Source organism: Curtobacterium sp. 320 (assembly GCF_031455235.1).
Taxonomy (GTDB): Bacteria; Actinomycetota; Actinomycetes; order Actinomycetales; family Microbacteriaceae; genus Curtobacterium.
Genome location: NZ_JAVDSI010000001.1, coordinates 175,279 through 195,648, shown reverse-complemented (window position 1 = coordinate 195,648; position 20,370 = coordinate 175,279). Strand labels below are relative to the sequence as shown.

The 20,370-nt window shown below is 69.7% G+C and carries 22 protein-coding genes; 9 read left to right on the top strand and 13 right to left on the bottom strand.

The annotated features are described in order from the left end of the window. Position 1: 1 nt before the first annotated feature. Both J2X60_RS00970 and J2X60_RS00965 read right to left on the bottom strand, forming a co-directional pair. On the bottom strand, positions 2–865 hold the full coding sequence (locus J2X60_RS00970; RefSeq protein ID WP_309886231.1) for an ABC transporter permease subunit: 864 nt from the start codon (positions 863–865) through the stop codon (positions 2–4). Beyond that, positions 862–1,773: an ABC transporter ATP-binding protein gene (locus J2X60_RS00965; RefSeq protein ID WP_309886230.1), complete on the bottom strand. Its 912-nt coding sequence runs from the start codon at positions 1,771–1,773 to the stop codon at positions 862–864. Before J2X60_RS00965 ends, J2X60_RS00970 begins: the two co-directional genes overlap by 4 nt. Before the next feature lie 113 nt (positions 1,774–1,886). Here J2X60_RS00965 and J2X60_RS00960 point away from each other — a divergent pair, with 113 nt between their 5' ends. Together J2X60_RS00960 and J2X60_RS00955 are read left to right on the top strand one after the other, a co-directional pair. Beyond that, the gene (locus tag J2X60_RS00960) at positions 1,887–2,879 is read left to right on the top strand and encodes an alpha/beta hydrolase (RefSeq protein ID WP_309886229.1); all 993 of its coding nucleotides are present in this window, start codon (positions 1,887–1,889) and stop codon (positions 2,877–2,879) included. 54 nt (positions 2,880–2,933) lie between these two features. After that, positions 2,934–3,485, top strand: coding sequence for a GNAT family protein (locus J2X60_RS00955; RefSeq protein ID WP_309886228.1), 552 nt, complete (start codon positions 2,934–2,936; stop codon positions 3,483–3,485). Positions 3,486–3,527: 42 nt separating this feature from the next. Here J2X60_RS00955 and J2X60_RS00950 read toward each other — a convergent pair whose 3' ends face one another. Continuing rightward, on the bottom strand, positions 3,528–3,899 hold the full coding sequence (locus J2X60_RS00950) for a VOC family protein (RefSeq protein ID WP_309886227.1): 372 nt from the start codon (positions 3,897–3,899) through the stop codon (positions 3,528–3,530). A gap of 452 nt (positions 3,900–4,351) precedes the next feature. On the opposite strand from J2X60_RS00950, the gene J2X60_RS00945 reads away from it, so the two are divergent. After that, positions 4,352–4,795, top strand: coding sequence for a barstar family protein (locus J2X60_RS00945; RefSeq protein ID WP_309886226.1), 444 nt, complete (start codon positions 4,352–4,354; stop codon positions 4,793–4,795). On the opposite strand, the gene J2X60_RS00940 is transcribed toward J2X60_RS00945, so the two are convergent. The 3 genes from J2X60_RS00940 to J2X60_RS00930 all read right to left on the bottom strand — a co-directional run bounded on the left by J2X60_RS00940 (position 4,779) and on the right by J2X60_RS00930 (position 7,790). Then, the gene (locus J2X60_RS00940; protein WP_309886225.1) at positions 4,779–5,939 is read right to left on the bottom strand and encodes an aldo/keto reductase; all 1,161 of its coding nucleotides are present in this window, start codon (positions 5,937–5,939) and stop codon (positions 4,779–4,781) included. The genes J2X60_RS00945 and J2X60_RS00940 overlap by 17 nt on opposite strands. 152 nt (positions 5,940–6,091) lie before the next feature. Beyond that, positions 6,092–6,856 carry an SDR family oxidoreductase gene (locus J2X60_RS00935; protein WP_309780237.1) on the bottom strand — a complete coding sequence of 255 codons (765 nt, stop codon included), beginning with the start codon at positions 6,854–6,856 and terminating at the stop codon, positions 6,092–6,094. Between the two features lie 118 nt (positions 6,857–6,974). Beyond that, a complete protein-coding gene (locus J2X60_RS00930; RefSeq protein ID WP_309780238.1) occupies positions 6,975–7,790 on the bottom strand; it encodes an SDR family oxidoreductase in 816 nt (271 codons plus the stop codon). Between the two features lie 98 nt (positions 7,791–7,888). On the opposite strand from J2X60_RS00930, the gene J2X60_RS00925 reads away from it, so the two are divergent. Then, a complete protein-coding gene (locus J2X60_RS00925) occupies positions 7,889–8,524 on the top strand; it encodes a TetR family transcriptional regulator (protein WP_309780239.1) in 636 nt (211 codons plus the stop codon). Between the two features lie 7 nt (positions 8,525–8,531). Here the strand turns inward: J2X60_RS00925 and J2X60_RS00920 are convergent, their stop codons facing one another. Next, a complete protein-coding gene (locus tag J2X60_RS00920) occupies positions 8,532–9,401 on the bottom strand; it encodes an alpha/beta fold hydrolase (protein WP_309886224.1) in 870 nt (289 codons plus the stop codon). After that, complete coding sequence (locus J2X60_RS00915; protein WP_309780470.1) at positions 9,394–9,813, bottom strand: helix-turn-helix domain-containing protein; 420 nt, start codon at positions 9,811–9,813, stop codon at positions 9,394–9,396. Before J2X60_RS00915 ends, J2X60_RS00920 begins: the two co-directional genes overlap by 8 nt. Before the next feature lie 102 nt (positions 9,814–9,915). Here J2X60_RS00915 and J2X60_RS00910 point away from each other — a divergent pair, with 102 nt between their 5' ends. Next, positions 9,916–10,485 (top strand): HEAT repeat domain-containing protein, encoded by a 570-nt coding sequence (locus J2X60_RS00910; RefSeq protein ID WP_309886223.1) that lies wholly within the window; start codon positions 9,916–9,918, stop codon positions 10,483–10,485. A 49-nt stretch (positions 10,486–10,534) separates the two neighbouring features. Next, positions 10,535–11,104, top strand: a complete 570-nt coding sequence (locus J2X60_RS00905; protein ID WP_309886222.1) for a GNAT family protein — start codon at positions 10,535–10,537, stop codon at positions 11,102–11,104. A gap of 199 nt (positions 11,105–11,303) precedes the next feature. Here J2X60_RS00905 and J2X60_RS00900 read toward each other — a convergent pair whose 3' ends face one another. Together J2X60_RS00900 and J2X60_RS00895 are read right to left on the bottom strand one after the other, a co-directional pair. Continuing rightward, complete coding sequence (locus J2X60_RS00900; protein ID WP_309886221.1) at positions 11,304–12,206, bottom strand: arginase family protein; 903 nt, start codon at positions 12,204–12,206, stop codon at positions 11,304–11,306. Between the two features lie 115 nt (positions 12,207–12,321). Continuing rightward, the gene (locus J2X60_RS00895; RefSeq protein ID WP_309886220.1) at positions 12,322–12,690 is read right to left on the bottom strand and encodes a hypothetical protein; all 369 of its coding nucleotides are present in this window, start codon (positions 12,688–12,690) and stop codon (positions 12,322–12,324) included. A 225-nt stretch (positions 12,691–12,915) separates the two neighbouring features. Here J2X60_RS00895 and J2X60_RS00890 point away from each other — a divergent pair, with 225 nt between their 5' ends. Continuing rightward, positions 12,916–13,416, top strand: a complete 501-nt coding sequence (locus tag J2X60_RS00890; RefSeq protein ID WP_309886219.1) for a GNAT family N-acetyltransferase — start codon at positions 12,916–12,918, stop codon at positions 13,414–13,416. A 27-nt stretch (positions 13,417–13,443) separates the two neighbouring features. Here the strand turns inward: J2X60_RS00890 and J2X60_RS00885 are convergent, their stop codons facing one another. From J2X60_RS00885 to J2X60_RS00875, 3 genes are all read right to left on the bottom strand, one after another. Beyond that, positions 13,444–14,253 (bottom strand): hypothetical protein, encoded by an 810-nt coding sequence (locus J2X60_RS00885; RefSeq protein WP_309886217.1) that lies wholly within the window; start codon positions 14,251–14,253, stop codon positions 13,444–13,446. A gap of 54 nt (positions 14,254–14,307) precedes the next feature. Next, on the bottom strand, positions 14,308–15,003 hold the full coding sequence (locus J2X60_RS00880) for a YafY family protein (protein WP_309886215.1): 696 nt from the start codon (positions 15,001–15,003) through the stop codon (positions 14,308–14,310). Between the two features lie 94 nt (positions 15,004–15,097). After that, a complete protein-coding gene (locus J2X60_RS00875) occupies positions 15,098–16,579 on the bottom strand; it encodes a mannitol dehydrogenase family protein (protein WP_309886213.1) in 1,482 nt (493 codons plus the stop codon). A 145-nt stretch (positions 16,580–16,724) separates the two neighbouring features. On the opposite strand from J2X60_RS00875, the gene J2X60_RS00870 reads away from it, so the two are divergent. Next, positions 16,725–17,363, top strand: a complete 639-nt coding sequence (locus J2X60_RS00870; RefSeq protein ID WP_139219791.1) for a TetR/AcrR family transcriptional regulator — start codon at positions 16,725–16,727, stop codon at positions 17,361–17,363. Between the two features lie 73 nt (positions 17,364–17,436). Next, on the top strand, positions 17,437–20,073 hold the full coding sequence (locus J2X60_RS00865) for an MMPL family transporter (RefSeq protein WP_309886211.1): 2,637 nt from the start codon (positions 17,437–17,439) through the stop codon (positions 20,071–20,073). Positions 20,074–20,370 lie beyond the last annotated feature (297 nt).

Sequence of the window (20,370 nt, the reverse complement as noted above, 5' to 3'; positions counted from 1 at the left end):
GTCACGCGTCCCGCTTCTGCGCCAGGACGAGTGCCGTCGCCGACGCCGCGACCACCCAGGCCGCCAGCACCGCGAATCCGCTCCACCCTCCCAAGGCTAGGACGCCGTCGTGCCAGCCCGAGGTGTCCTCGGTGCCGAACTGCATGAGCGGCTGCCCGGCGTTCTGCGGGAGCAGGTTGTTCAGCGTGCCGAGCCACGTCGCGTTCGTGAACCCCTGCACGAGTTGGACCACCACCGGGGCCACCAGCATGAGCCCGAGCACGGTGGCGATCGCCCCCGCGGTGGAGCGCAGCACGATGCCCACGGCGAAGGCGAGCAGCGCGATGAGGGTCAGGTACACCGATGCACCGAGCAGCGGCATCGCGACGCTGGCGTCGAGCGAGGCCTCGACCCCGTTCGCGTCGGCGATCGGCAGCGTCGTGAACGCCGTCGCCCACACACTGACGGCGCTCGTGACGAACACGGTCGCGGCGAGCACGATGCCCTTCGCGGCGAGCGCCTCCCACCGCCGGGGCACCGCCGAGAACGTCGACCGGATCATGCCGGTGCCGTACTCGCCGGTCACGACGAGCGCGCCGATGACGGCCACGACCAGGACGGCGATCGTCGCACCGCTGGTGCTGTACTGCACGAGCGCGTTCCGGGCGGCGTCCCCGGTGACGGTCCGGCCCCCGTCGTCCGCCAGCGAGGCGAGCAGGACGCCGATGCCGATCGGCACGAGGACGAGGACGAGCAGGCTCCAGATCGTGGAGCGGAGGGACCGCAGCTTGATCCACTCGGAGTGCAGCACGCCCGAGAACCGGATGCGTGCGGCGTCGTGATGGTGCAGCGTGCGGGGCCGGTCGGTCGTCATCGTGGCGCTCATCGTGCGACCTCCGACCGGTACTCGACCTCGTCGTGCGTGAGTTCGAGGTACGCCTGCTCGAGGCTCGCCTCGGTGGAGGCCAGCCGGTGCAGGACGATGCCGGACGCTGCGGCCGCCTCGCCGATCTGTTCCGCGCCGAGTCCGCGCACGTGCAGTGCGCCGTCGTCCTCGTACGTCACCGTGACGTCCGGACCGGCGATGGCGGTCATGAGCCGGTCGGCCTCCGGCGTCCGGACGGAGACGGAGCGCTCGGTCGAGGACGCGACGAGGTCGGCGAGGTCCGTGTCGGCGAGGACCCGGCCGCGGCCCATCACGACGATGCGGTCCGCGGTCAGCGCCATCTCGCTCATCAGGTGGCTCGAGATGAAGACCGCACGGCCCTCGGCGGCGAGGCTCCGGGCGAGCTGCCGCACCCACACGACGCCCTCGGGGTCGAGGCCGTTGACCGGCTCGTCGAGGATGAGCGTCTGCGGGTCGCCGAGGAGCGCCGCGGCGATGCCGAGCCGCTGCCCCATCCCGAGGGAAAACCCACCGACGCGCTGCTTCGCGACCCGCTCGAGACCGGTCATGCCGATGACCTCCTCGACCCGGGCCTTCGGGATCCGGTGCGTCGCGGCGAGGGCGCGCAGGTGGTCGTAGGCGCTGCGGCCCTTGTGCACGGCCTTCGCCTCGAGCAGCGCCCCGACGCGGCGGAGCGGGTCGCGGAGCTCGCGGTACGGGCGCCCGTCGACGACGGCGCTGCCCGAGGTCGGGCTGTCGAGGCCCATCACGGCCCGCATGGTCGTGGACTTGCCGGCGCCGTTCGGGCCGAGGAAGCCGGTGACCACACCGGGGCGGACGGTGAACGACACGTCGTCGACGGCGACCTTCTCGCCGTAGCGCTTCGTCAGGTTCTGGATCTCGATCATGCGGCAACCGTACGGAGACCGCACCCGCCCGCACATCGGCACCGGAACCGATCTCCGGGCGTACTGCGTGGTACCCCGGTACCACGCGGAGGGGCTCCGGATACGCTCGACGGATGGCGGACCACGGGTGGCGCGAGGACGTCCTCGGGGCGCCGTTCGAGCGCCTCGAGCTCCCGCTCGGCGAGGACCACGAGGGACCGGTGGTGGCGACGCTCGTCCGACGACGCCGATCCGCTGCGGACCTCCTGCTGCACGCACGCGGTCCGCTGCACGGCGTCGACGTGCTGTACGTGCACGGCTGGTCGGACTACTTCTTCCAGGTCGAGCTCGCGGAGCGCGTCGAGCGGCTCGGCGCCCGGTTCCACGCCCTCGACCTGCGCAAGTACGGGCGGAGCCTGCGACCGCGGCAGACCCCGGGGAACGTCGACGACCTCGCCACCTACGACGAGGACATCGGCGCCGCGCTCGACGCCATCGCCGCGGAGCACCACGGCGAGACCGGTCGTCGGCTCGTGCCGATGGGCCACTCGACCGGCGGTCTGACCCTGTCGCTGTGGGCGGCCCGGCACGCCGACCGGGTCGACGGTCTCATCCTGAACAGCCCGTGGCTCGAGTTCCAGGCGAGCGCGGTCGGCCGTGCGATCGTGGCGCCGGTCATCAAGCTCGGCGCCCGTCGGAACCCGCTCGCGCCGATGCCCGCCGTCGACCCCGGCTTCTACACCCGCACGGTGTCCGCCGCGGGCGAGGGCTCGTGGACGTACGACCAGCAGTGGCGACCCGACCGGGGCTTCCCCCTGCACCCGAACTGGCTCGCCGCGGTGTTCGACGGCCAGGCCACGGTCGAGGCCGGACTCGACCTCGAGGTACCCGTGCTCGTCCTCCTCAGCGACAAGAGCATGCTGCAACCCCGGTGGGACGACGGGATGGCGCGGGCGGACGTCGCGCTCAACGTGGACGTCGTCGCGCACCGTGCCCTGTCCCTGGGCAGCGAGGTCACGGTCCGACGCCTGCACGGCGCCGTGCACGACGTCGTGCTCTCCGCCCCCGAGGTCCGCGAGCACGCGTACGACGCCGTCGGCCGCTGGGCCGCCGCGCTCCCCCGCTGACACGACGCCGCTGAACACGACGCCGCTGAGCACGACGCCGCTACCCTGATCGCCATGTCCTCCGTCTCGCTCGTCCGGCTCGACCCGACCGGCGCCGACCGCACCGACCTGATCGCGTTCCTCACCGGCGAGGAGTTCCCGTTCCACGTCCGGCGCACCATCCCCCGCGCTGACGCCGAGGCCGCAGTCGACGCCGGTGCGTACCGCGACGACGAGCACGACACCTCCTGGTTGGAGCACGACGAGCTCGGCCGCGTCGGGATCGTCCGGCTCGAGGACCTCGCCGACCCCGTCCCGCTCTTCGACCTCCGGATCGCCGGTCGGTTCCGCGGGCAGGGCCTCGGCGTCCCGGCACTCCGCGCGACGACCGACCACGTGTTCCGTACCCTGCCCGAGGTCACGCGCTTCGAGGGGCAGACGCGCGAGGACAACGTCGCGATGCGGCGCGTGTTCGTCCGCGCCGGCTGGGTGAAGGAGGCGCACTACCGCGAGGGCTGGCCCGTCGAGGGCGGACGCCCCGTCGCCTCGGTCGGCTACGGCGTGCTCCGCCGCGACTGGGAGACGGGCACGACCACGCCGGTACCGTGGGACGACGACGAGCGCTGACCGTCCCGGTTCGCGATCCCCGGGATCGACGAACCGGAACGGTCACGCGGGACGGCTGAACAGGTTCACCAGCGTGCCGTCCGGGTCCCGGAGGATCGCGGACCGGTTGCCCCACGGCATCGTCGTCGGCGGCAGCACCACGTCGGCGGGACCCACCTGCAGGCGGTCGAACGTCGTGTCGACGTCCGCCACGAGGAACTCGACGATCGCGCTGCCCGCCGCACCCGCCCGGGGCGCGTCGGCGCCGAGCACCGCGACCGTCGCCGGCGTCCCGAGCGCGAGCACGAGGCCGCCGGTCACGATCTCCGCGAAGACCGGAGCCGGACGTCGTGCGGTGGTGCCGGTGACGCGCTCGTAGAACGCCACCATCCCGTCCAGGTCGTCGGTGATGATGCGGGTCGATGCGAACTCCACGGTGTGCCTTCCCGGGTGACCACCGTGGCCACCCGGGGTCGAGCATCCTCGCCGTCCGCGACACCGTCCTGTCGGTGTTTCTGTCGAAGCGCACGCAACTCGTCTCCCGCGCGTACAGCTCGTCGCGGTTCGGGGGGGGGGGGACGGTCCTTCGTGCATCCCAGGACCTCGTGGCGAGCGACGCGTCCGCATGACGCACGTTCATGGCGAAGAACCGCGGACCACCTATGTGAGACAGGAGCTCCCGGAGGCCAGTGCGAGAAGACGCCCCAGCGACGCACCGACCTCGCTTGCGGCAAGCCATTCCCTGCTCTCGATGCCGCCGAGTCCGGCAGTCGACCGGCTGTCGGACGACCATCAGGACCCCCGTCGGAGACGCTGATGGGCAGCGACGGCTCTTGCGAGATCGGTCGAGGCCGTACTCTGACCTCCTCGCGTACTACGGTTCGAACGTGCCCGCGTTCTCCACCGACGACATCCTCGGCAACAGGCTGGACTTTGAGATTGCCCGCGACGGATTCGTCCGCAGGCTGCGAGACGATGCTGCGTTGCGCAATGCCGAGACGTGGCTTCGGCGCGAGGGCTACCGGGTCATCGAGCTGGACGCCGGGGCTTGGCAAGAAGACAAGCAGATGCACATCGCCTTCGCGACGGCCCTTCAGTTCCCCAGCCACTTCGGAAAGAACCTGGACGCGCTCAACGACTGCATGTCAGACGTAGCCGAGGCGGACTACGGGTGGAATGCGACCGAGACAGGCCTCGTCCTGATCCTCTCCGGCTTCGAGCGTTTCACTCAGCGACTCCCACGGATAGCCGACGATGTGCAGCACATTCTGAGGGGGCAGGGACGCTACGCAGCACTCTTCGGGAACCGGCTCCTCACGATCTTGTCCTGAAGAGGATCCTTGGGTTCAGCCGGTCGTTGCAACGGCTTCGCCCCGACCTCCCGTGTGGAGGTCGGGGCGGAAGGCGGCGACTGGATGCAGGGTTGTGACTGCCTACCTGGTGCGGGTCTTGCTCAGCGGCGGCGGAGGCGGGTGTCGGCGACGGCGGGGACGGGGACTTCGTACCGGTCCTGGGGGCGACGTCGGTGCCGGGCTGGGTGAGGGCGTCGATGCGATCGAGGGTCGCGTCATCGAGGGTGATGTCGGCGGCGCGGAGGTTCTGCCGCAGGTGCTCGGGGGTGCGCGGTCCGATGAGGACGGTGCTGACAGCGGGGTGGGTCTTCACGAACGCGAGGGCGAGTTCGGGCAGGGAGATGCCGAGGTCGGCGGCGATCGAAGTCAGACCGTCGACGATGTCGAGCTTGCGCTGGGCTTCGGGGGTGGAGAGGTCGAACTCGCCGCCGGCGAGGTTCGCGCGGTGTGCGGTGACGGGCTGGTCGCGCTTGATCTTGCCGGCGAGCCAGCCGTTGGCGAGGGGGCTCCAGATGAGGATGCCCATGCCGAACTGCTGCGCGAGGGGGAGGACGTCGGCCTCGACGGCGCGCTGGAAGATCGAGTAGGAGATCTGCTCGGTCATGAACCGGGACAGGCCGCGTTCCTTGGCGATCCACTGGCCCTCGACGATGGTGTGGGCGGGGAAGGTGGAGGAGCCGAAGTTGCGGATCTTGCCAGCGCGCTGGAAGTCGGTGAGTGCGCCGAGGGTCTCCTCGAGGCTGGTGTCCCAGTCCGGGCGGTGAATCTGGTACAGGTCGATGTAGTCGGTGCCGAGTCGGCGGAGGCTGGCGTCGAGGGCCTTGGTGAGGTAGCGGCGGGATGCTCCACCCGCGAGCGGGTGCTGGTCCATCGTGTTGCGGGCCTTGGTGGCGAGGACGATCTCGTCGCGGCGGTTGCCGAGGGCCTTGCCGAGGAGGGTCTCGGACTCGCCGCCGCTGTAGATGTCGGCGGTGTCGAAGAGGGTGATGCCAGCGTCGAGGGCTTCGCCGACGAGCTGGTTGGCGTCGGCCTGGTCGACGTTGCCCCAGGCTCCGAGGTTCATCGCGCCGAAGCCGAGGACGCTGGTCTTCATGCCGGTGGTGCCGAGGGTGCGCTGTTCCACGAGGTGGTTCCTTCCGTGCGGCTGCGGCTGCGGCCGCGATTGTGGTGCTGGTGCTGGTGCTGGTGCTGGTGCTGATGCTGGGTGGGTGCGGGGCCGGAGGGGGTTCGACCGGCCCCGCACTCGGCGCACCGAGGTGGTGGTGCGAGTCGGGGTCAGGGGCGGACGAACGCGCCGCCCTCGACGTCGAAGGTGGAGCCGGTCATGTAGTGGCCGGCGCCGGAGGCGAGGTACACGGCCAGGCTCCCGGCGTGCAGTTCGGCGTCACCGATCCGGCCGAGCGGGATGGTCTTCAGGACCGCTTCGAGCTCGTCGGGGTGTTCCTGTTCCCACCGCTCGGACTCGGCGGAGGCGACGAACGGGCTCATCACGTTGACGGTGATGCCGTACTGGCCCCACTCGCGGGCGGCGACGCGGGTCAGGGAGCGGATGGCTTCCTTGTTCGATGCGTACGCGGCGTGGTTGGGCAGTGATTGCGCGCCGGCGCCGGAGCTCATGTTGAGGATTGTGCCCTTGGTCTCCTTGAGGTGCGGAAGGGCTGCGACCATGTACCGCCAGGTGGCGAAGACGCCGGACTCGTAGGTGACGATCATGTCGTCCCAGGTGGTGTCCTCGAACGGGATGACGGTGCGGAACTCCTGCGCGTTGTTGATCAGGACGTCGAGCCGGCCGAAGGTGTCGACGGTGGTCTGGACCACGGAGGCGGGGACGTCGTGGTCCTTGTTGTCGCCGGCGATGGTGAGGACCCGCGCGTCGGGAACGAGCTGCTCGAGTTCGACCTTGGCGTCGTCGAGGGTGGACTGGGTGCGGCCGGTGAGGACGACGGCGATGCCCTCCTTGACGTAGGCCTTGGCCAGGCCGAGGCCCAGCCCCTTGCTGCCGCCGGTGATGATGGCGACTTTGCCATTGAGATCGGACATGTGCGGTGGTGCCTTTCGTATGTGCGCGGGGCGGCGACCGTCGTCAGGCGCGGATGGGTGTGAGAAACCGGCAGGGGTGGAGAAGGGGGGAACCCACCCCTGCCGGGGATCAGGGGTGTTACTTGCCTTCGGCTTCGCGGGAGACGGGCGCCCACTCGGCCCACTCGGCCAGGCGCTGCTGGTACACGTGCGGTGCGAGTTGGGTGGGCTGCTCGCCGAAGAACACCCGCAGCGGCGCCTGCTCGGCGTCGATGACCTTGAGGATCGCGGAGCCGAACCCGACGGGCTTGGGCTGCTCAGCGCCCGACATCGATGCCATCGCGTCGTGGATGGGCTGGTACTGCGGCTGCGCGTCAGCGACGACAGCGGACGCGCCGACCCAGTCGGTGTCGAACCCGCCGGGCTCGACCAGAGTCACCTTGATGCCGAACCCGGCGACCTCCTGCGACAGGGACTCGGTCAGGCCCTCGAGCGCCCACTTCGACGCGTGGTAGCCGCCGAGGGACGGGAACGCGGCGACGCCGCCGATGGTGGAGATCTGGATGATGTGGCCCGAGCCCTGCTCGCGGAGGATCGGCAGGACCGCCTGGGTGACGTGGAAGACACCGAACAGGTTCGTCTCGAGCTGGTCGCGGAGCTGCTGCTCGGTGATCTCCTCGACGGTACCGAACAGGCCGTAGCCGGCGTTGTTGATCACCACGTCGAGCTGCCCGAACGTCTCGTGCGCCTGCTGGACCGCGGCGAACGCCTGGTCACGGTTCGTGACGTCGAGCTGGATGGGGAGGACCTGGTCGCCGTACTGGTCGACGAGATCCTGCAGGGTGTCGGTGTTCCGCGCGGTCGCGGCGACCTTGTCCCCGCGCTGCAGGGCGGCGAGGACGAACTCCCGGCCGAAGCCCTTGGACGAACCGGTGACGAACCAAACCTTGCTCATGACGCTCCTTCACTCATGCGCCCGTCTGACGCTGGGTAGACCCTACGCCGTCCGTGACACCGAGTGTCAAGTGTGCGTCCTGGGGGTATGCTGAGGAGATGAACGAGGACACCCCGACACCGATCCGGGAGCGCACACGTCGCCTGGCGCAGACGGAGCTGACGTCGGTTGCGCAGGACCTGTTCCTCGAGCACGGCTATGAGGCGACGACGGTGGATCAGATCGCGGCTGCCGCCGGTATGTCGAAGCGGACCTTCTTCCGGTACTTCCCGTCGAAGGACGACCTGGTGATCGGCAAGTACGACCTGTTCGGCGACCGGATGGCGGACGCCCTCGATGCCCGGCCCACAGACGAGTCCGTGTGGACGTCCCTCCGGCGGGTGTTCGACATCACCCTCGACTACGTCCGCGACGACCACCAGCGGGCCCGGAACGACGCGATGGAACGCATCGTGCAGACCACTCCGCAGCTCACCGCCCGTTACCTTGAGAAGATGCAGCGCCTCCAGACTCTGCTCACCGGACGCGTGGCGACGCGCCTCGGGCTCGCCGACGCACCGGACGACCCGCGTCCCGCGGCGATCGTCGGCGCCGCATTCGCATGCATGCAGGCCGCCAGGCTCGCGTGGCTCGAGTCAGACCAGACCGAACCATACGAGGTGTACCTCGACCGGGCGATGGGCGCCCTCGACGCGGCACCCGCACGCCCTGGGTCCCTGGAATCCGTCCGCTGAGCCATCGCTAACCGGATGCCGCGAGTTGCTCGTGTGTCAACGCGGCCTGGTCACCGATCAGGTGGCCGGCACCGGTTCGGAGCTCGACGACGGCCGCCGGGAAGAGGTTTCGGATCCGGTCGGCAGCAGCTCGAGCATCGAGCATCCTGTCGAGTTCCCCGTAGGCAGCGCTGACCCGTGCGCGGATCTGCTGCAGGTCAGCGCTGTCGTGCTCAGGGAGCGGGTCGGTGCGGGGCCTGAAGTGCTCGAACGTCCGGAGCGAGAAGGCATCGAGGTCTCGGTTCATCGGCGTGCGCTCCGACGGAGCGGCGTGGGGACCGGTGAGGTACGAAAGCGCAGATCGACGCCCCCGTTCGCCGAGCACCGTCAGGGCGCCGGCGAGGACGAGCGGAAGCACCCGACGGGGTCCGAGCCCGCTCGCGGATTGGAGCACGAGATGAGCCACCAGCTCAGGGTTGCGTGCTGCGAGCGCGGTCGCGATCCATCCGCCGATCGAGACTCCCACGACGGCAGCGGGACGATCGGCCACCGCGCGGACGACCTGGGCGGACCAGTCCGCCTGTTCTGCTGCCCGGAACGGAACACGGGTTGCTGTGCTCGGGCCAGGCTCCCCGGGGAGGTTGACGGCGTGGACGCGGTACTCGTCGGACAGGCGTCGGATCGTGGGCGCCCAGGAGAGTGCTGTTGCTCCGGAACCGTGCAGCAGAACGACGGGGTGGCCGTCACTCGGACCGGCACTGAGCACGGCAACAGGCCCAATCGTGGTCGCGATCGTTTGCCGGCCGACGTGGGGCAAGTGCTCGTCGACGAGGGCGTCGTACATCCGCGTGAGTTCGGCGGCACCGTCAGCGCTGCGGAACCGGCGATCCTCAGTCACGGGTTGCCTCCATCGCATTGCTGATGAACGTCAGGACGTCCAGCGCACCGGCGAGCTCTCCTGTCGCCACGACCTGGAGCGCACCATCCTTCGGTATGCGTGCGACCTGCAACGCGACCCCCGAGGTCCCGCCCACGACGTTCAACAACGTGAACACCCGTTCCTCCTGCCGGCTGTCTGCGGCCTCGATGCGAACCACCACCGTCGCCGAGACCGCGGCTTCACCGCCCGGCTGACTCGTCGACGGTGCAGCGGCGGACGACCCCTGCCTGCCGATCAGTTGGAGGTCCTCGACCCGGATCCGGTACTGCTTACCGATCCGCGTCGCCTGCAACCGCCCCGTCCGGATGTAGTCACGGATGGTCCGCGGGCGGAGCTTCAGACGTTCCGCCACATCTTCGACACTCAGCATCTCGCTCACGGCCCTATACTGACACAAACAACCATGAACGCACATACTGACCTACGACAGCGCGGCCTCGACGCCGCATCGCCCTCCGTTCGACTGCAAGCCGTGCTCGCTATCGGCACGGCAGCAGACCCGGTCGACCTCGACGCCCTCATCGTCCGGTGCGCGGTCGAGCCCGACTTCTTCGTCCGCGACATGCTCACGTGGGCGCTCACACGCCTCCCCGCACGCGCCGTGCTGCCGCGCCTCCTCGATGAGGTCGAACACGGCACCCCGCAGGCGCGGAGTCAGGCGTTGCACACGCTCTCGAAGATCGCCGACACGTCCACCCACCAGGTGGTGGTCGCATCCATCACCGACCCCGATGACGAGGTCGCGCGCGCCGCGTGGCGTGCCGCCGTCGCCACCGTGCCGGTCGGCGGAGCCCCAGCGTTGGGTGAGCTGCTTATCAGTCAGCTCGGGCGTGGAGACCGCGCCGTCCAGCTCAGTCTGAGCCAGGCGCTCGTCGCGCTCGGAGCAGACGTCATCACGCCCCTGCTCGAGTCACGCGCGGAGGAGCCACATGCCGCCGCGACCCTCAGGCTCCTCACGGATCCGGCTGCCGGCAGCCAGCTCGCGGTGGAGGCAGCGCGCCGCGAGGTCGCGAAGGGGAACACCCGGAACGCGAAGGGCTGAGGTGGCGTTACCGGACGGCCGCGCCGAAGGTCCCGGTAGCGTTCCTGCCGTGCTCGAGTTCCCCATCCTCACGGAACGATTCACCCTCAGCGTGCTCAGCCGGGCTGACCGAACGGCCTTCACGGCCTACCGCCGCGACCCCAACGTGGCACGGTTCCAGTCGTGGACACCGAGCTGGTCCGACGCCGACACCGACGCGCTCATCGCCGACCAGCCGACGAAGCTGCTCCCAGGCTCGGGCGACTGGCTCCAGATCGCAGTCCACCACCGAGATACCACATCACTCGTCGGCGACGCCGCCGTGCACGCCATCGCGGATCAGCCAGAAACGTACGAACTCGGCGTGACACTGGCACCCGAGTGGCAAGGTATCGGAGCGGGCCAGGAGTCACTCCGTCAGCTCATCGACGATCTGTTCCGCTTGCAGGAGGCTCACCGGATCATCGCGATGACGGATGCGCGCAACATCGCCGCGGCGCAACTCTTCAGGCGGCTCGGCCTGCGGCACGAGGGCCGCGCTGTGGATGCGGCTTGGTTCAAGGGTGAATGGACGAGCATCGACACCTGGGCGATGCTGCACGAGGAGCACGGCCGGCGAGCACTGCCTTCGACAAGGTAAACAACCGCAGGCGCAGATCCTCCGCCCAAGAACGCCGTCAACGTCCTTGACCGAACGGCCCCGGGTAGAACCACGACAGCAGCCGCAGCTCCAGGCCAACCGAACGCCAAGAGGAGCACCCCGGCCCCGTGCCAGCATGTTCATCCGCGGGACTCGCTTCGTGCCGAGCGTCCGGCTGCCGATCTGCTACCGGACGTTGCTACCGCAGCTCGCTTCCGAGGTCACCAAGGCTGACCGTGAGAATCTCCGTCAAGAGGCGGGCGTACGTGCCATTGGGATCGAGGTCCGGGTCGTAGACCGTGACCGAGGCGCCGACGGCGCGCGGTGCAAGGCCACGGAGCAGCTCGATCAGCTCCTCCGGCGTGCAACCACCAGGGTCCGGACTGTCGACCGCGGGCATCACCGACGGGTCGAGCACGTCGACGTCGACCTGCAACCAGTAGCCGGCAGCACCGGCTGTCGTCCGCAGGGCATCGACGACGGCAGCGGTGCCGCGACCGCGCCACTCCGAGGTCGGGACCACCGCACCGACCACGGTGCGGACCTCCGCGAGTTCGGCGTCGTCGTCACGGCAGCCGACGTGTGCAGTCCGTGCGGGCTCGAAGTACGGGCCGGCGCCGTCGATGTCGGACACGGCTGGCCAGTGGAGCCCGACAGCGGCGGCCAGGTCCTCCCCCGCGACGCTCGCGCACCCGTCGCTGTTGCCCGGGTGCCGGAAGTCGGTGTGTCCGTCCACGTGCACCAGCCCGACACCGCCACGTCGCTTCATCGCCAGGCCGGCCCCGAGGAGCACGCTGCAGTCTCCACCGATGACCAACGGCGCCGCTCCGGTGGCCAGGACCGCTTCGACACGGTCCGCGAGCCGCCGCGCGTGATCGACCATCGCGCCCTCGTTCCGCACGACACCCGGACTGCGGGTCGCGTCGTCGTCGACGTACCGGCCAGGGAGGACGACGCCGGCGTCGATGGCTAGCCGCTCGGTGAACCAGCGGAAGAGCCCGGCTTCTCGGAGCGCCTCAGGTGCTTTCGCCGCGCCGGGGACCGCACCGGGCTCGGGTGGCCGCAGGCCGAGGTTGGTCGGGGCCGAGACAAGCGCGATCACGCAACCGAGTCTGACAGAACGGCTCCGCGCCTCCTCCCGAAGCTAAGTGGATACGACGGCACACCGCGGCAAGAGGCGTCCGATTGGCGATCGTTGAGGGAGACGGATCGGGGCATCAGGCGGATGCCCGTCCCCGTCGACGCAGCGCGCGAAGAACGATGAACAGCAGCAGGAACCCGAGGGAACTGCTGATCAGGAAGCTGAGACCGACCCACACCGTGACGAACGTCCGATGTCCGAGCAGTGCGTCGAGCAGGAGACCAAGACCGACCGCGAATCCGGCGAGCAATGCAGCGGAGACCGGTTCGAGCCACGGCGGAGACAGCAACGATGCTCGGTCTACCGGGAGACCCTGATCCAGACGTACTCGTGCGGCTTGCTCTCGATCCCGAATGGCGACACCGATCGTTGGCCCCCACACGGCGATCGCGGCCTGGCTGCCCTCAGGGTTGAGCAGGATCAGGATTCCCATCGTCGCCACCACGCCGGCTAGGTACCACCAAGGGAGGACACGGCGCAGCGGGACTGCCCAGCGTCCGTCCCGCCCCGTGCCGTCGTTCCCCACAACAGAATGTTTACACGCGGCACCCACGCTGACGAGGGCAGAATCGAAGACGGACCACACCGTCCGATGGCCGATCGGGAGCCGGACGGGGCGATAGACTCTCAGCAACGAAACCTCCGCCGACCACGGCGGAGGTTTTCTTGTATGAGCACCCCATCGCCCCTGACCATCACCACCGCCGACGAACGACACCGCCCTCAGCTCGAACAGCTCTGGACCATGTTCCGACACGAGATGTCAGCGTTCACCGGCACGCTCCCCGACGAGCGCGGCCGCTTCCGCCAAGAACGATTGGACGCCGGCCTTGCGGAGCCGGGCTGGTCGGCACACGTAATCCAACTCGGACCGCACCCGGTCGGACTCGCGGTCCTCCGCGGCCTCGACGAAGAGGAACACATCATCAGTAGCTTCTTCATCGCGCACGGAGCACGGCGCGCTGGCATCGGACGCGTCGCCGTGAGGGAACTGACCGCGGCGCACCCGGGGAGATGGGCCGTGGCCTACCAGGACCGCAACGAAGTAGCAGCGAGGTTCTGGCGCACGGTCGCGACCGAACTCGACCCGACGTGCACATTCGAGCACCGCGCCGTCCCGGGCCAGCCCCATCTTCCTGCCGACTCCTGGGCCCGATTCGCTGTCAGATGACCGATCCTCTCCGGGCGCCTGGCCGCCTCAGGACCCTGGTGTCGGGTGCCGGCGGGGATTGAGGAGATCGCCGTCCCAGCTCAGGTCGTCATCGTGGTGCACCTCGAAGGCCTCGAAGCGGTCGTCCGCGAGGATGCTGTCGACGAGTGCGCGGGAGCCAGCGACGATGGTCGAGTCCCAGTCTTCCTCCGACGCGACGACCCAGGCGCGATCCTCTGGCCAGATCATCGACGTGTACGGCCCCTCCTGGTTGGAGCGACTGCATTCCCAGCCAGGCACGGTGCGGTGCGCCCACGTCGGCTCCGCAAGCTCGCCCAGGCTCGAACCGAACAACCACATGTCACGGCCCGGCCAGTGCAACTGCATGCGGTCGCGCGCGAGAGCGTTTCGACCCCCCTCTGCCCATGGCGGGTTGCCTGTGCCTTCCCACGATCCGACGACCAGGTCATCCGGGGTCGACGTCGCGGCGCGCAGGTGCGTCGTCAGGACCGCGAGATCCTCCGGGTCGAACCACCCGTCATCGGACTGGCCGACACTCCACCCGTCCGCCCAGCTCCTGGTCTGCTCTTCGTCAGTGATGCGCCACCACTGCACCAGGGGATGCATCACCCGGCCATTGCGACGCGCGACCTCAGCCCACCGCCAACGCGCGTGCTCAACATCGACGGGATCACCCCACTCATCCACCGTGTCCGGATCGGTCCGGTCTGCATCCACCGGGTGCAGCAGCCTCGCGTACGCCTCGAAGCCCGTGCCAGCGACACCTCCGACGGTCGCCCAGCGGCCGGCGCGCTCGACGATCCACGCACCGCATCCGGCTTCGGTCAGCAAGATCACCCCGTCAGCATGGCACCGGAGTCGGCCCGCTCACCGTTTCCGCGGATCGGTCCGTCAGTCCCCGAGGACGGGTCGGAGCACCCCGTGCGGGATGTCGAGCTCATCGGTCCGGACGACCCGCGGCGGCGCGACCTCGTCCGTCTCCTCGACGGCCAGCACCCGGTCGCCGCGGAACGCCCGGACCCCGTCGCGCAGCCGGCACCAGGCGACGAGGTACCAGTCCTCCCCCTTGCCGACGTACCCGAGCGGCTCGACCGTGCGGTCGGTCTCGGTGGCGGTCGCGTCCCGGTACCGCATCCGCACCACGCGTCCGCCGGTGAGCGCCCCCGCGAGAGCGACGGGTGCCGGGGCCCGGTCCCCCGCCTCGAGCAGGAGCACCCGTGCCGCGAGTCGGGCCGTCCGTCGGGCGTCGTCCTCGGCGAGCACCGCGGTGACCTTGCGCGCCGCGCTCCTGGCGGCGTCGCGGAAGGGGCTCGCGCCGAGGGTCCCGAGGCCGATCGCCACGGCGAGCGCCTCGTCCACCGTGAGCCCGAGGGGCGGGAGCGTCGCGCGAGCGTCGATGGTGTAACCGCCGGTGCGTCCGGGCTCGGACCAGATCGGGAGGCCGGCCTCCTGCAGCGCGCGCAGGTCCCGTTCGACGGTGCGGACACTCACCCGGAAGTGCTCGGCCAGGCGACGAGCGCTCCGCCGGCCGGGTGCCGCCGCGCGCAGCTCCTCGACGAGCGCGTACAGGCGATCGGTCCGGTTCACGACGCGACCCTAGCGCCCTGGACGCACCACGGGACGGGCCAGGAGGCGCGGTGCGGACTGGCACCGCGCCTCCTGGCCCGTCTCCGGTCGCGTCTCAGGAACGCGACAGGCGCGTCACCGTCGCGTGGGCACCATCCGCGATCAGCCCGTCGAGGGCGTCGCGGTAGGCCGTGACGAACCGGTCGTCGTCCACGAGGTCCCCGAAGACCTGGCGGTTCCGGATGAAGGCGAGCCGGTCGTCCCGCTGCGTGAGCGCGATGCGGTGCAACGGCTCGGCCAGCCGGTCGACGATCTGGATCGGCTCGCCGGACTCGTCGGTGCCCTCGTCGTAGCGCGCCCACGAGGCCACGATGCCCGCGGACAGGGTGACGGGTCGGTCGGCGGCGAGGTTCTCGCGCACCACCGGCAGCAGCCACTTCGGGATGCGGTCGCTCGACTCGGCGCAGAGCCGGGCGAGGGTGTCGCGGACCTCGGGGTTCTGGAAGCGCTCGATGAGGGTGGACTTGTAGTCCTCGAGGTCGATGCCGGGCACCGGGTGCAGGGTCGGCGTGCCCTCCTCGTCCATGTACCGGCGCAGGAAGGTCGCGATCGCCGGGTCCTGCGTGGCCTCGTGCGCGTAGCGGTACCCGGACAGGTACCCGAAGTAGCACAGGCCCTGGTGCGAGGCGTTCAACAGCCGCAACTTCATGAGCTCGTACGGCTCGACGTCGTCGACGATCTGGACGTCGGCCTGCTCGTACGGCGGGCGGCCCGCGGGGTGGTCGTCCTCGAGCACCCACTGGAAGAACGGTTCGGCGACGACCGGCCAGGCGTCCTCGATGCCGAGCTCGTCCCGGACCCAGGCGCGGTCCTCGTCGGCGGTGACCGGGGTGATCCGGTCGACCATCGAGTTCGGGAACGAGACGTGCTCGTCCATCCAGTCCGCGAACGCCGGGTCCTGCAGCCGGGCGTAGGCGGTGAACATCTCGCGGGCGACGTGCCCGTTCCCCTGGATGTTGTCGCAGGACATCACGGTGAAGGGCTCCAGCCCGCGGTCCCGCCGGCGCCGCAGGGCCTCGACGACGAGTCCGAACACGGTGTGCGGCGGGCCGTCGCCGCGCAGGTCGGCCGCGACGCCCGGCTCGTCGGCGACGAACTCGCCGGTGACGTGGTCGAAGTTGTAGCCGCCCTCGGTGATGGTCAGGCTGACGATCCGGGTATCCGGGTGCGCCATCTTCTCGACGACGGCGTCGGGGTCGTCGACGGCGAGCAGGTAGTCGACGATGCTGCCGATCACGCGGGACTCGCGGGTGCCGTCGGGGTGCTTGAGGACGAGCGTGTACAGCCCGCCCTGCTCGGCCATCGCCGTGGCCATCCGACGGTCCTGCTCGAGCACCCCGACGCCGCAGATGCCGTACTCGCGGGCCTCGCCCCGCTGGAGCAGCCGGTCGATCACCATCGCCTGGTGCGCCCGGTGGAAGCCGCCGACGCCGAAGTGCACGATGCCGGCGGTGATCCCGTCGCGGTCGTAGGTCGGGACGGCGACACCGCTCGCGGCGATCTCGTCGAGGTGCTGCGGGGACAGACGGACGGGCATCGGGTACTCCTTCGTACGGCGGACGTGCTCGCCCAGTCAACCACGTGCACATCTGTTCAGAACCACGGTTCCCGCCGGGGTACGTACCTGAAGATGCTCTCCACGTCGTTGCACCGAGTGCATCGATGCACCTAGTGTCGTGGCCGTGACCCTGTCGATCGACCGCCGTGCTGCCCTCAAGGCGAAGCACCGTGCGGCGATCCTGCAGGCCGCCCGCGACCTCGTCGAGGAGCGCGGGGGCCGCGGGTTCAGCGTCGAGGACCTCGCCTCACGGGCCGACATCGCCCGCCGGACCGTGTTCAACCACTTCGGGTCGCTCGACGAGGTCCTGCTGGCCGTCTGCGAGCAGGAGCTCTCGGTCATCATCGACCGCTTCCTCGCCGACATGGCGAAGACCCCGGTCGGCGACGGCAGCCGCTCGTCGATGTTCGACGAGCTCGAGTCCGCCGCCCGCGGTGCCGACCTGGCGCCCGCGATCGCCGGGATGTACCGGATCCTCGGCGACCCCGGCAAGGACGACCCGAAGGCCGCGGTGCTCACCCAGACCGCCTTCGCACGGGTCACCGAACGCCTCCGCGACGAGGTCGCCCGACGCCACCCGGCCGCCGACGCCCTCGACGCCGCACTCCTCGTCGAGTCCCTGATGAGCGGGATCGTCGTGATCGCCGAGCACTGGCTCACGACGACCGGACCCCGCCTCGACCAGGACGCGCTCGACGACTGGGACGCCCTGCTCGCACGACTCGTGCACAGCGTCCGCAGCGGCTACATGGCCGACGACTGACACTTCCCTCCCAGGGGTCCACCGGCGCACCCCGCTCCACAGCAGCTGACAACGAAAGGATCGGGGCAACCGCATGGCCGGTCTCCTCTACCGTCTCGGACGGTTCTCCGCACGACGCCACTGGCTCGTGATCATCGCGTGGGTGGTGATCATGGGCATCGCGGGTGTCACGTACTCGCTCTTCGCCGGCACCATCTCGTCGTCGATCACGATCCCGAACACCAAGACGAGCCAGGTGCAGGACGAGCTCGCCGACAAGTTCCCGTCCGCGAACGGCGGCACCGGCACGATCGTCTTCGAGACGACGAACGGCAAGGCCTTCAGCGACACCCAGAAGTCCGACGTCGCCGACTTCCTGCAGAAGGTCGAGAAGCTCGACGGCGTCAAGGGCGCCACGAGCGGGTTCGACACCCAGCAGCAGCTCGACGACCAGCGGCAGAAGATCGTCGACGGCCGCGAGCAGATCACCGACGGCCGTGCGCAGATCGAGAGCGGTCAGAAGGAGCTCGACGCGCAGAAGTCGCAGTTGGCATCCGGCAAGGAGCAGATCGCCAGCGCGCAGGCCCAGCTGAACGCGCAGAAGGCCCAGGCCGAGGCAGCGGGAGGCGCCGCGGCGGCGGCCGCCCAGACCCAGCTCGCCCAGGCACAGGCACAGATCGACGCGCAGCAGCAGCAGATCACCTCGGGCGAGCAGCAGCTCGAGGCCGCACAGCAGAAGATCGACGACAACACGAAGAAGCTCGACGACAGCGAACAGGAGCTCGAGCAGGGCTCGAAGCTCCTCGACCTGTCGAAGGACATCCGCTTCGTGTCGTCGAACGGCAGCGCCGTCATCGGCACCGTGCAGTTCACGAAGTCGACCTACGAGGTCCCGGCCGACACGAAGACCCAGATCGCGGACGACGCCGAGGCGGCCGACATCAGCGGCGTCGACGTGTACGTCTCGAACGACATCGCCCAGGGCGTCCCGTCGATCCTCGGCCCCGGTGAGATCGGCGGCGTGATCATCGCCGCGATCGTGCTGTTCCTCATGCTCCGCACGATCATCGGCGCCGCCGTCCCGCTCGTCTCCGCCGTGCTCGGCGTCGGCGTGGCGTCCCTCGCGGCCCTGTCGTTCTCGAGCCTCGTCGAGTTCATCTCGGTCACGCCGGTGCTGGGGGTGATGCTGGGCCTGGCGGTCGGCATCGACTACTCGCTCTTCATCCTCAACCGACACCGGACCCAGCTGAAGCAGGGCATGGGCGTGCACGAGTCCATCGGGCTCGCGAACGGCACCTCCGGCAACGCCGTGGTCTTCGCCGGCGCGACCGTCATCGTCGCGCTGCTCGCCCTGAACATCACGGGTATCCCGTTCCTCGGCCTGATGGGCACGGTCGGTGCCGTCGCCGTGTTCTTCGCGATCCTCATCGCGACGTCCTTCACCCCGGCGCTGCTGTCGCTCATCGGCATGCGGATCCTCCGGAAGAAGGAGCGCGCGAAGATCGGCAACACCGACTCGACGCGCGTCCCGAACAAGCCGATGTCGACCTGGCGCGCGGTCATCACGCTCGTCGCCGGCGTCGCGGTGCTCGGCACCATCGCCCTCCCCGCCACGCAGATGCGCCTCGGCCTGCCGACGGGTGCGTCCGAGTCCGTGGAGTCCAGCCAGTACAAGGCGTACAAGGCCCTCGACGACGAGTTCGGTGCCGGCCAGAACGGGCCGCTCCTCGTGGTCGCCACCCTGCCGGACTCGGTCAGCGAGGACGACGTCACCGCGACCGAGGTCACCATCGGTGAAGCGATCGCGAAGAACGACGACGTCAAGGCCGTTCTTCCGATCGGCGCCTCGAAGGACCGCGACATCATCGCGTTCCAGGTGAAGCCCGCCGGTGGCCCGGACAGCGTCTCGACCGAGACGCTCGTGAAGGACCTCCGCGAGCAGACCGTCTCCACCGACGACGGGAAGGTCACGCTCGGGGTCGCCGGCAACGCGTCCGCCAACATCGACGTGTCCGAGAAGCTCTCGAACGTGCTGCCGCTCTACCTCGTGGTGGTCGTCGGCCTGTCGCTGATCATCCTCATCATCGTGTTCCGGTCGTTCCTCGTGCCGATCACCGCGACGGCCGGCTTCATCCTGTCCGTCCTGGCGTCGTTCGGCGGCCTGACCGCGATCTACCAGTGGGGCTGGCTCGGCAGCGTGTTCGGGGTGCACGACCCCGCACCGATCCTGAGCTTCCTGCCCATCATCGAGATCGGCATCCTGTTCGGGCTCGCGATGGACTACCAGCTCTTCCTGGTGTCGGGCATGCGCGAGGCGTACGCCCACGGAGCCTCGGCGAAGGTCGCGGTCCAGCGAGGCCTGCACGCCGGTCGCGCAGTGGTCACGGCGGCCGCGATCATCATGATCTCGGTGTTCGCCGGCTTCATCTTCTCGGACTCCTCCACCATCAAGCCGATCGGCTTCGGCCTGGCGTTCGGTGTGCTGGTCGACGCGTTCGTCGTCCGGATGCTGCTCATCCCGGCCGCGATGCACCTGCTCGGCGAGAGCGCGTGGTGGTTCCCGAAGTGGCTCGACCGCATCGTGCCGGACGTCGACGTCGAGGGCGCCAAGCTCGAGCGGTCGCACCCGGCCGGTGGGCACGAGAGCACCCACACCGGGTCGCACGCGCTCCCCGTGGAGCCGGACGCGAACGCGCACGAGTCGGGGCACCCGCCGGCGCACCGCGCGTAGGCACGACGCGACCACCCAGGAGGCGCGGGTCGACCCACACGGGTCGGCCCGCGCCTCCCGTGCGTCGCGGCCGGCTTGCCCGCTGCCCAGGTCCCGCTGCCCAGGTCCCGCTGCCGACTCGGAACGACATCGCCGACGTCGTACGACAGCGATGGTGTCGCAGCCCCGCGCCTGCAACCGTTGCACACGCTCGACAGCGACGAGACCGATGTCGTACGACAACGACGATGTCGCAGATTGCGCGCGCCCGCGACCACTCCGCTCGAAACCGTCCCGCGACCCTTCGTACACGAACGG

Coding starts and splice junctions, on each gene's coding strand:
- J2X60_RS00970 (WP_309886231.1), bottom strand. CDS start 865: ATGAGCGCCACGATGACGACCGACCGGCCCCGCACGCTGCACCATCAC.
- J2X60_RS00965 (WP_309886230.1), bottom strand. CDS start 1,773: ATGATCGAGATCCAGAACCTGACGAAGCGCTACGGCGAGAAGGTCGCC.
- J2X60_RS00960 (WP_309886229.1), top strand. CDS start 1,887: ATGGCGGACCACGGGTGGCGCGAGGACGTCCTCGGGGCGCCGTTCGAG.
- J2X60_RS00955 (WP_309886228.1), top strand. CDS start 2,934: ATGTCCTCCGTCTCGCTCGTCCGGCTCGACCCGACCGGCGCCGACCGC.
- J2X60_RS00935 (WP_309780237.1), bottom strand. CDS start 6,856: ATGTCCGATCTCAATGGCAAAGTCGCCATCATCACCGGCGGCAGCAAG.
- J2X60_RS00930 (WP_309780238.1), bottom strand. CDS start 7,790: ATGAGCAAGGTTTGGTTCGTCACCGGTTCGTCCAAGGGCTTCGGCCGG.
- J2X60_RS00925 (WP_309780239.1), top strand. CDS start 7,889: ATGAACGAGGACACCCCGACACCGATCCGGGAGCGCACACGTCGCCTG.
- J2X60_RS00915 (WP_309780470.1), bottom strand. CDS start 9,813: ATGCTGAGTGTCGAAGATGTGGCGGAACGTCTGAAGCTCCGCCCGCGG.
- J2X60_RS00890 (WP_309886219.1), top strand. CDS start 12,916: ATGAGCACCCCATCGCCCCTGACCATCACCACCGCCGACGAACGACAC.
- J2X60_RS00875 (WP_309886213.1), bottom strand. CDS start 16,579: ATGCCCGTCCGTCTGTCCCCGCAGCACCTCGACGAGATCGCCGCGAGC.
- J2X60_RS00865 (WP_309886211.1), top strand. CDS start 17,437: ATGGCCGGTCTCCTCTACCGTCTCGGACGGTTCTCCGCACGACGCCAC.